This is a genomic window from Streptomyces sp. TRM68367 (assembly GCF_014495685.1).
In the GTDB taxonomy this organism is placed as follows: Bacteria; Actinomycetota; Actinomycetes; order Streptomycetales; family Streptomycetaceae; genus Streptomyces.
In genome coordinates this window covers 120,717-127,915 of sequence record NZ_JACTVI010000001.1, presented here as the reverse complement: position 1 = coordinate 127,915, position 7,199 = coordinate 120,717, and the positions used below count along the sequence as shown (strand labels likewise).

Here is a 7,199-nt window from a genome sequence, read left to right as displayed (position 1 = left end):
CGCCGCACGCGTGCGCCGCTTCCCGAGCATCGGTCGCACCGCGCACGTGCGGCGCCCCCGACTCTCGGTGACCCGCGCGCGCGTATGCCGTACCTGTCTCGGCGTGCCCCACGCGCGCGTGCTCCTCCGGCTTCTCCCCGGTGAGCGTCTCGACCAGGGCCGCGAGGACCGCCACCAGCCCTCGCCCGCCCGCGTCGACCACCCCGGCGCGCTTCAGCACCGCCAGTTGGCCCGGGGTCGCGGCGAGGGCCGCGCGTGCTCCCTGGTGGGCCGCCCGGGCCACGGTCCCGCAGTCGCCCTCGGCGCCGCCCGCGGCGTCGGCCGCGGCCGAGGCGACCGTGAGGACCGTGCCCTCGACGGGGTGGGCCACGGCCTGGCGGGCGGAGTCGGCCGCGCGCCGCAGGGCCAGCCGGAGGGCCTGCCCGTCGGCGTGCGCGGTGTCCTCGTCGGCGGCGAGCACCTGCGCCATGCCGCGCAGCAGCTGCGCCAGGATCGTCCCGGAGTTCCCGCGCGCGCCGATGAGCGCCCCGTGCGCCATCGCCCGCGCGGCTTCGGTGAGCGTGGGCCCGGCCGCACCGGAACCGGCCGCGTACCCCGCGCACACCGCCTCGACCGCCGCCGCGGCCGACTCCACGGTCAGATACAGGTTCGTACCGGTGTCCCCGTCCGCCACGGGGTACACATTGATCGCGTCGATCTCCTCGCGCGCCCGCCCCAGGGCCTCCAGCGCGAGACCACACCAGGTACGCACCGCGAGAGCATCGAAGAATGTCTGCGGCACCTGCGCCACCTGCGCCTCCTTGAGCTGCTGGACGTGGCACGCAGCGTAGACCCCGGGTCGGTGCCTGCCGGAAGAGGGCCGGGGGCGGGCCCCTGAGCTGCCATGGTAGTTTCGTTCTACGGGTGCCGCCGTTGTATGCTGCCCCGGTTGCCCGATCCTGATCGGGCCGCTCCCCTGGCAGCGCCACTCAGATCTAGGAACGCTCACCGAGCCGAAGATCTGGATCCCGGCATGCCGGGATCAACCGTAAGTGCATCTGAAGTCTTTGGAGTGACCCGTGGCTGCCAACTGCGACGTCTGCGGCAAGGGGCCGGGCTTCGGCAACAACATCTCGCACTCGCACCGCCGTACGTCCCGTCGCTGGAACCCGAACATCCAGCGCGTGCGTACCGTGGTCGGCGGGACGCCGAAGCGCGTGAACGCCTGCACCTCGTGCATCAAGGCCGGCAAGGTCTCGCGCTGACGTACAGCTAGCGCGCGGCCACAGCTGGTTCGCTGCACTGAGCCGGTCCACCTCGGGGTGGACCGGCTTTTTGCCGTACCCCGCCATATCCACCGACGCGCCGTACCCGAGCACCTACCCGTCGCCCCGGAACCGCCACCCGTGATCCACCGGCCCGATCCCCCCGCCCAGCGGGAACCCGGCGGCGATCGCCCCGGTGACGTACTCCTTGGCCGCCGCCACCGCCTCCGGCACGGACCGCCCCCGAGCCAGCCCTGACGCGATCGCCGACGCGAGCGTGCAGCCCGTGCCGTGCGTGTGCCGGTTGTCGTGCCGGGGCGCGCGCAGCCAGTACTCCTCGGAGCCGTCGGTGAGCAGATCCACAGCCTGGTTCCCACCCCTGCCTGCGTCCCCGGACAGGTGGCCGCCCTTGATCACCACCCACCGCGGCCCGTACGCCAGCATCGCCGCCGCGGCCCGCCGCATCCCGGACTCCGACTCCACCCGCACCCCGGTCAGTTGGGCCACCTCGTCGAGGTTCGGCGTCGCGACGGTCGCGACCGGCAGCAGCTTGGTCCGTACGGCGTCCAGCGCGGACGCGGCCAGCAGCGCGTCCCCGTGCTTGGACACGCCCACCGGGTCGACGACCGCCGGCGCGTCCGTCCCGGCGAGCAACTCGGCCACGGTCTCGACGAGTTCGGCGGAGGCCAGCATCCCGGTCTTGACGGCCTGGACGCCGATGTCGTCCACGACGCTGCGGTACTGAGCCCGCACCGCCTCCACCGGCAGCTCCCAGGCGCCCTGGACGCCCAGGGAGTTCTGCGCGGTCACCGCCGTGATCACGCTCATGCCGTGCACACCGAACGCGAGCATGGTCTTGAGGTCGGCCTGGATGCCCGCGCCGCCACCGGAGTCGGAGCCCGCGACCGTCAGCACACGCACGGCACTCATGACTCGATGCCCCCGAAGTGGTCCCAGCCGCCCTTCTTCGTCCACGGCGCCCCGTCGACCGTCACCTGGGGCAGCGCCGAGGGGTTGAGCACCTCGCCGATGACCTTCCAGCGGGCGGGCAGCTTCACGTCCGGCGGGAACGTCGCGACGATCGCATGGTCCTCTCCCCCGGTCAGCACCCACTGCATGGGGTCGACGCCGACGGCCTGCCCGATGTCGTTCATCTGGGACGGGATGTCGATCGCGCCGGAGCGGATGTCGATCCTGACCTTGCTCGCCTCCGCGATGTGGCCCAGATCGGCGATCAGCCCGTCGCTCACATCGCACATCGAGGTCGCGCCGAGGGCGGCTGCGGCCGGGCCCGCGTGGTACGGCGGCTCCGGGCGCCGGTGCGCCTCGACGAACGCGCGCGGCGAGCGGAAGCCGCGCGACAGCACCGCGTACCCGGCCGCCGACCAGCCCAGCCAGCCCGTCACCGCGACGATGTCGCCGGGCTGCGCGCCCGCCCGCGTGACGGGCTCCTGGTTGCGCAGATCGCCGAGCGCGGTGATCGACACCATGATCGTGTCGCCGCGTACGACGTCGCCGCCGACGACGGAAGCTCCGGCGACCTGGCACTCGTCGCGCAGGCCGTCCATCAGCTCGCTCGGCCAGGTCACCGGCAGCTCGCCGGGCACGACCAGGCCGAGCAGCAGCGCCGTCGGCACGGCGCCCATGGCGGCGATGTCGGCGAGGTTCTGCGCGGCGGCCTTGCGGCCCACGTCGTACGCCGTGGACCAGTCCCGGCGGAAGTGCCGGCCCTCCACCAGGATGTCGGTGCTGGCCACGACCCTGCGGTCGGGCGCGGCGACCACCGCGGCGTCGTCGCCGGGGCCGACCCGGACCGCCGGGGTGGTGGTGAGACGGGAGGTGAGCTCCCTGATGAGCCCGAACTCCCCGAGCTCACCAACAGTGCCCTTCATTGTCCTTTCTCCCCTTCCGTCCCTGTCTGTTCCCGGTCGCGGGTCATCTCAGTCCTCGCTACGGTCGAAGCTGCGGTCGAAGTGACCGTCGACTTCTGGCCTGCCTGCACCCCGGCACGCGATCGCCGGTTACCCCAGGTCTCCCCGTGGGTAGCGGCGACGCGATACCGTGGCGTTCCTTTTCCCACATGATCCTCGTGGCCGCCCTGGAGGTTCCGTGGTACAGGCGTACATCCTGATCCAGACGGAGGTCGGCAAGGCGTCGACCGTCGCCGAGACGATCAGCAAGATCCCTGGAGTCATCCAGGCCGAGGACGTGACAGGACCGTATGACGTGATCGTGCGGGCGCAGGCCGACACCGTCGATGACCTGGGCCGCATGGTGGTCGCGAAAGTCCAGCAAGTGGACGGCATCACCCGTACCCTGACCTGCCCGGTCGTCCATCTGTAGCCCCCGTCTACCCTGTGCCGGTGAACTCTTTCCGTCACCGGCACCACTCTGTTCTCCGTCTGCCCGCGCTCGTCCTGCTGATCACGGTCGCGGGCTGCTCCTCAGCAGACGACAGTGCGTCAGCGGCGGTTCCCAGTCCGGGGGCGAAGGTCACCAAGCTGTGCCAGAACCTGGACAAGGTGCTGCCGGCCAGGGTTGACGGTCAGGATCGCCGGGATCCCGAACCCGCGTCCGCGCTGACTGCGGGGTGGGGGAACCCGGCGATCATACTGCGGTGCGGTGTGGTGCGGCCCGCCGCGATGAATGATCCTGAGGCCGACGGGGTTGACGTGAACGGTGTGGGGTGGTTGCTGCAGAAGCAGGGGGACGGGTCGTTTCGGTTCACAACGACGCTTCGGAAGGCATATGTCGAGGTGACGATCCCGAAGGGGCGTACGGAGGATGGCATGGCGCCGTTGGTTGATGTGGCGCCTGCCATCAAGAAAGCGGTGCCGAAGGGGATTGCCGACTAAGGGGTCCTTTTGGTTGGTCAGCGCAAGCCTGTTGACCTGCGCAGGGCCGCTTGGATCAAGCGGTCCACCAGCTCTGGGTAAGTGATGCCGCTCGCCTGCCACATCTGGGGGTACATCGAGATCGGGGTGAAGCCGGGCAGGGTGTTGATCTCGTTGATGAGAAAACCGTTCTCCGTGAGGAAGAAGTCCGCGCGGACCAGGCCCTCGCAGGACGTGGCCTCGAAGGCGTCCACGGCGAGCTTCTGGACTTCGGCCGTCTGCTCGGGGGTGAGCGGGGCCGGGACCATGCCGGGGGTCGAGTCGATGTACTTGGCCTCGAAGTCGTAGTACGCGTGGGCATCGGGGGGCGGGATCTCGGCAGGGACCGAGGCGCGGGGGCCGTCCTCGAACTCCAGGACGCCGCACTCGATCTCGCGGCCGCGCACCGCGGCCTCCACGAGGATCTTCGGGTCGTGCCGCTGGGCCTCGGCGATCGCCTCGTCGAGGCCGGAGAGGTCGTCGACCTTGGTGATGCCGATCGACGAACCCGCGCGCGCGGGCTTCACGAAGAGCGGCCAGCCGTGTTCGCCGGCGAAGTCGACGATCTTCTTGCGGGCGGCCGGCTCGTCCTGCTGCCACTCGCGCGGGCGGATCACCACGTACGGGCCGACCGCGAGCCCGAAGGAGGTGAACACCCGCTTCATGTACTCCTTGTCCTGGCCGACGGCCGAGGCGAGCACGCCCGCACCCACGTACGGCACACCGGACAGCTCCAGGAGGCCCTGGAGGGTGCCGTCCTCGCCGTACGGGCCGTGCAGCACCGGGAAGACCACGTCGACCTCGCCGAGCGCCTTGGGCACCGATCCGGGCTCGCTGTAGACGACTTCGCGGTTCGCGGGATCGACGGGGAGCACCACGCCCCCCTCGGCCGACTCGGCGAGCTGGTCCACGCTGGGCAGCTGCCGGTCGGTGATCGCCATGCGCTCCGGTTCGTCGGCGGTGAGCGCCCAGCGGCCGTCCTGGGTGATGCCGATCGGCAGGACGTCGTACTTGGTCCGGTCGATGGCCTTCAGGACGGCTCCGGCGGTGACCACGGAGATCGTGTGCTCGGAGCTGCGCCCGCCGAACACGACGGCCACGCGCGGCTTGCGAGGCGGCTGACCGGGGCTCTGGGGAAGGTTCTCGGTGCTCATATCGCGTTGAGAGTACCCGTTGGTAGGGGGCGGAGTCAGCGCCCCCAACGCCGCGTCGCTCAGCGTCGTTCCGGTTTCGCGCTGCGCGACATCAGTTCCTTCAACGCCACGACCGGCGGCTTGCCCTCGTGCACGATCCCGACGACCGTCTCGGTGATGGGCATGTCGACGCCGTGCCGGCGGGCCAGATCCAGCACCGACTCGCAGGACTTGACGCCCTCGGCGGTCTGCTTGGTGACCGCGATGGTCTCCTGGAGGGTCATGCCCTTGCCGAGGTTGGTGCCGAAGGTGTGGTTGCGGGAGAGGGGGGAGGAGCAGGTGGCCACCAGGTCGCCCAGGCCCGCGAGTCCGGAGAAGGTCAGCGGGTCGGCGCCCAGGGCGACTCCGAGGCGGGTCGTCTCGGCCAGGCCGCGGGTGATCAAGGATCCCTTGGCGTTGTCGCCGAGGCCCATGCCGTCCGCGATGCCGACGGCGAGCCCGATGACGTTCTTGACCGCGCCGCCGAGTTCGCAGCCCACCACGTCGGTGTTGGTGTAGGGGCGGAAGTACGGCGTGTGGCAGGCGGCCTGGAGCCGCTGGGCGACCCCCTCGTCGGTGCAGGCGACCACGGAGGCGGCCGGCATCCGCGCCACGATCTCGCGGGCGAGGTTGGGCCCGGAGACCACGGCGATCCGCTCGGCGCCGACCTTGGCGACGTCCTCGATGACCTCGCTCATCCGCATGGCGGAGCCGAGTTCGATGCCCTTCATGAGGGAGACGAGGACCGTGTCGGGCGCGAGCAGCGGCGTCCACTCGGCGAGGTTGCCGCGCATCGTCTGCGAGGGCACCGACAGGACCGTGAAGTCGGCGCCGCCGGCGGCCTCGGCGGGGTCCGTGGTGGCCCGCAGGTTCTCCGGGAGTTCGATGCCCGGGAAGTAGTCGGGGTTGGTCCGGGTGGAGTTGATCGCCTCGGCGACCTCGGGGCGCCGCGCCCACAGGGTGACCTCGCACCCCGCGTCGGCCAGCACCACGCCGAAGGCCGTGCCCCACGAACCGGCGCTGAAGACCGCCGCCTTGACGGGCTCGCTCACTTGCCCTGCCCCTCTTCCTGCACGTGCCTGCCCTGCGTCTGTGCCTGGGCCCGCTGGGTCTGCGCCTGCGTCTGTGCCTGGGCCCGCTGGGTCTGCGCCTGCGTCTGTGCCTGCTGCGTCTGTGCCTGTGTGCGGCGCCGCTGTTCGATCCGCTCCCGACGCGGATCGTAGGGCACCTCGGGCGCCTTCTCGCCGCGGATCTGCTCCAGCTGGCGGGTGATGGCGGCCATGATGACCTCGGTGGCCTCCTTCAGGAGGTCGGCGGTCATCTCCTGGTCGTAGAACCGCGTCAGGTCCACCGGCGGGCCGGCGAGCACGCGGTGGGTCTTGCGCGGGAGGAGGTGCGGCTTCTTGGCGTACGGCGGCAGCAGCTCGTTGCAGCCCCACTGGGCGACCGGAATCACCGGGCACTTGGTCTGCAGGGCGACGCGCGCGGCGCCGGTCTTGCCGGTCATGGGCCAGCCGTCCGGGTCGCGGGTGAGGGTGCCCTCGGGGTAGAAGGCGACGCACTCGCCGCGCTCCACGGCGTCGATCGCGGCGCGGAAGGCGCTGAGCGCGTCCGTGCTCTCGCGGTACACGGGAATCTGGTCGAGGCCTCGCATCATCACCGCGACGAATCCCTTCCTGAACAGCCCGCTCTTCGCCAGGAATCGCGGGGGCCGCCCCGTGTTGTACTGAAAGTGGGCAAAGCCAAAGGGGTCGACGTGCGAATTGTGGTTCACCGCGGTAATAAATCCGCCCTCAACCGGAATGTTCTCCATTCCCCGCCAGTCCCGCTTGAGCAGAACCACCAGCGGCGGTTTGCAGATCACCGCGGCGAAGCGGTACCAGAAGCCGATTCTGCGGCGGGGCACGCGG

The 7,199-nt window shown here is 70.8% G+C and carries 9 protein-coding genes; 3 read left to right on the top strand and 6 right to left on the bottom strand.

What is annotated here, in order from left to right:
• A partial coding sequence (locus H8R17_RS00605) for a DAK2 domain-containing protein (RefSeq protein ID WP_187821087.1) occupies positions 1-790 on the bottom strand: 790 nt, incomplete at its 3' end.
• 268 nt (positions 791-1,058) lie between these two features.
• Here H8R17_RS00605 and rpmB point away from each other — a divergent pair.
• The gene (gene rpmB, locus H8R17_RS00600) at positions 1,059-1,244 is read left to right on the top strand and encodes a 50S ribosomal protein L28 (protein ID WP_003993230.1); all 186 of its coding nucleotides are present in this window, start codon (positions 1,059-1,061) and stop codon (positions 1,242-1,244) included.
• 114 nt (positions 1,245-1,358) lie between these two features.
• Here the strand turns inward: rpmB and thiD are convergent, their stop codons facing one another.
• Positions 1,359-2,174, bottom strand: coding sequence for a bifunctional hydroxymethylpyrimidine kinase/phosphomethylpyrimidine kinase (gene thiD / locus H8R17_RS00595; RefSeq protein ID WP_187821086.1), 816 nt, complete (start codon positions 2,172-2,174; stop codon positions 1,359-1,361).
• On the bottom strand, positions 2,171-3,136 hold the full coding sequence (locus H8R17_RS00590) for a thiamine-phosphate kinase (protein WP_187821085.1): 966 nt from the start codon (positions 3,134-3,136) through the stop codon (positions 2,171-2,173). The genes thiD and H8R17_RS00590 overlap by 4 nt, the downstream gene beginning before the upstream one ends.
• 217 nt (positions 3,137-3,353) lie before the next feature.
• Here H8R17_RS00590 and H8R17_RS00585 point away from each other — a divergent pair, with 217 nt between their 5' ends.
• Positions 3,354-3,587: an Lrp/AsnC family transcriptional regulator gene (locus H8R17_RS00585; protein WP_003997603.1), complete on the top strand. Its 234-nt coding sequence runs from the start codon at positions 3,354-3,356 to the stop codon at positions 3,585-3,587.
• A 20-nt stretch (positions 3,588-3,607) separates the two neighbouring features.
• On the top strand, positions 3,608-4,099 hold the full coding sequence (locus tag H8R17_RS00580) for a DUF3515 domain-containing protein (protein ID WP_187821084.1): 492 nt from the start codon (positions 3,608-3,610) through the stop codon (positions 4,097-4,099).
• A 17-nt stretch (positions 4,100-4,116) separates the two neighbouring features.
• On the opposite strand, the gene H8R17_RS00575 is transcribed toward H8R17_RS00580, so the two are convergent.
• Genes H8R17_RS00575 through H8R17_RS00565 form a run of 3 tightly spaced genes read right to left on the bottom strand, consistent with a single transcriptional unit; the run spans position 4,117 to position 7,195 of the window.
• Positions 4,117-5,271 carry a D-alanine--D-alanine ligase family protein gene (locus H8R17_RS00575; protein ID WP_187821083.1) on the bottom strand — a complete coding sequence of 385 codons (1,155 nt, stop codon included), beginning with the start codon at positions 5,269-5,271 and terminating at the stop codon, positions 4,117-4,119.
• A 59-nt stretch (positions 5,272-5,330) separates the two neighbouring features.
• Complete coding sequence (locus H8R17_RS00570) at positions 5,331-6,341, bottom strand: NAD(P)H-dependent glycerol-3-phosphate dehydrogenase (protein WP_187821082.1); 1,011 nt, start codon at positions 6,339-6,341, stop codon at positions 5,331-5,333.
• Positions 6,338-7,195: a 1-acyl-sn-glycerol-3-phosphate acyltransferase gene (locus H8R17_RS00565; protein ID WP_187821081.1), complete on the bottom strand. Its 858-nt coding sequence runs from the start codon at positions 7,193-7,195 to the stop codon at positions 6,338-6,340. Before H8R17_RS00565 ends, H8R17_RS00570 begins: the two co-directional genes overlap by 4 nt.
• Positions 7,196-7,199 lie beyond the last annotated feature (4 nt).

What these genes read in the sequence shown, in the direction of transcription:
- thiD (WP_187821086.1), bottom strand. Translation starts at nt 2,174, where the DNA reads ATGAGTGCCGTGCGTGTGCTGACGGTCGCGGGCTCCGACTCCGGTGGC.
- H8R17_RS00575 (WP_187821083.1), bottom strand. Translation starts at nt 5,271, where the DNA reads ATGAGCACCGAGAACCTTCCCCAGAGCCCCGGTCAGCCGCCTCGCAAG.
- H8R17_RS00590 (WP_187821085.1), bottom strand. Translation starts at nt 3,136, where the DNA reads ATGAAGGGCACTGTTGGTGAGCTCGGGGAGTTCGGGCTCATCAGGGAG.